The organism is Oleiphilus sp. HI0123 (genome assembly GCF_001635315.1).
Genome location: NZ_LWGE01000501.1, coordinates 1 through 1,142, shown reverse-complemented (window position 1 = coordinate 1,142; position 1,142 = coordinate 1). Strand labels below are relative to the sequence as shown.

Sequence of the window (1,142 nt, the reverse complement as noted above, 5' to 3'; positions counted from 1 at the left end):
GCTGCTCATTTTTATTGCCTAAGCCCCGGAATTTAGCTTCACAGCGCCCAAAGAAGGTCGTATTTTGGTCGATTTGACCGAAAAGTGCCTGGCGAATGGATCTTTAGCCGACAGTTGCCCCACCGGCCTGCCGCAAAGGCTGACAGTACATGGATTGAGAGCTTAGGAGCGTCAATTAAATAAACGAGTCTGCGATGGGCCGAACAGGCTGGGAGTCAGTGGTGGGGCTCGCTCTGGCGGCTGGGTGTGATGGTTAGTATCGGCTTTGGCCGCCTTCTGTTTGAGATGTTTAAGAATCTGCTCGATTATGTCCGGATCCTCAATGCTGGCAATCACTTTGACATGCCCTCCACAGTGCTCGCAAACCTCAATATCAATATTGAAGACTCGCTTAAGTCGCTGCATCCATGTCATGGCATGGTGCCGCTCTTCAGGGGTCTTATCGAGCCAGTCAGTATCGGCTGCTTCTAGTTTGTCAGGCTTTTTTCCGCGTTTAGCCGGTGTGACCTGAACACGGTGTTTGCTGTTCGGTGCGAAGACTCCGTGGAATCGGGTGAGGTTGACGCGCGGCTTGGGTACCAGTGCAGCCAGCTTGGCCATGAAGTCCATGGGTTCGAAGATCACATGGGTTGTGCCATTGCGATACGGGGTTTTGAGTTCATACCGAACGTGTCCATTGGAGGTCAATGCCAGGCGCTTTTCTGAAACAGCGGGTCGGCTAACGTAGCGGCAGAGCCGTTCGAGTTTATCCCTCTGATGTCCTTCGGCCATCACACCGGCGTGGAGTGAAAAACCTGCCACTTTAGCCGCTTGGCCATAGCCTGGCTTCTCACTTTCGCAATGAGGGAAGGTTTGCAGGGTGAAGACCTTACTCCCTTGCTGGGGGCCGGTGGCGATGCGGTAAGTCACCGAGGAACCGTGCATTTGCGTGAGTACATCTCCTCCTTCCTCGTCCAGCGTCAACCAGGTATTCTCGGCATCTCGCTCCAACAGACCGCGTTTTTCCAGGCAGCGAGCGACCCGGTGGCTGAGGGTGTTAACGAGCGCATTGAGTTCATGTTGAGTGGGTGCCTTGACCCGATGGAACCGCCGTTGGCCATAGGTATCTTCGGCGTATACGCCATCGAGAAATAGCATGTGGT

At 54.2% G+C, this 1,142-nt stretch carries 1 protein-coding gene; it reads right to left on the bottom strand.

Annotated elements, in window-relative coordinates; genetic code table 11:
• Window positions 1–171: 171 nt before the first annotated feature.
• A partial coding sequence (locus A3761_RS04770; RefSeq protein ID WP_197472824.1) for a transposase occupies window positions 172–1,142 on the bottom strand: 971 nt, incomplete at its 5' end.